The organism is Aeromonas sp. PrichA-15 (assembly GCF_017939245.1).
GTDB classification, from domain to species: Bacteria; Pseudomonadota; Gammaproteobacteria; order Enterobacterales; family Aeromonadaceae; genus Aeromonas; species Aeromonas caviae.
In genome coordinates, this window is the sequence record NZ_JAGKRH010000257.1 from 1 (window position 1) to 506 (window position 506).

General features: G+C 59.7%; 1 protein-coding gene. It reads left to right on the plus strand.

Annotated elements, in window-relative coordinates; translation table 11 throughout:
* Window positions 1–506: IS21 family transposase (gene istA, locus J9889_RS24750; protein ID WP_210557950.1), on the plus strand; the 506-nt coding region annotated here is incomplete at both ends.

Below are 506 nucleotides of genomic sequence, written 5' to 3' on the forward strand. Positions count from 1 at the left end.
GAGCTCAAGCGCAAGGGGGTCTCCAAACAGCTGCTCTGGGAGGAGTACACCCAGCGCTATCCCAATAGCTGTTACAGCTACTCCCAGTTCTGTGACCGTTACAAGTCCTGGTGTCAGTTGCAAAAGCGCTCCATGCGCCAGATCCACAAGGCGGGGGAAAAGCTCTTTATCGACTACTGCGGGCCCACGGTGCCCATCGCCTCGCCCTCCACGGGTGAGGTCCGTCAGGCACAAGTCTTTGTCGCCGTGCTCGGTGCGTCCAACTACACCTTTGCCGAGGCCACCTGGTCCCAGTCACTGCCGGACTGGCTGCAAAGCCATGTCCGTGCCTTTGAGTTTTTCGGCGGGACACCGGTACTGCTGATCCCCGACAACCTCAAGAGCGGTGTCAGCAAGGCTTGCCGATACGATCCCGAGCTCAACCCCAGCTACCAGCAGTTGGCCGAGCACTATCAGGTGGCGGTGATGCCAGCTCGCCCTTACAAGCCTAAGGACAAAGCCAAGGC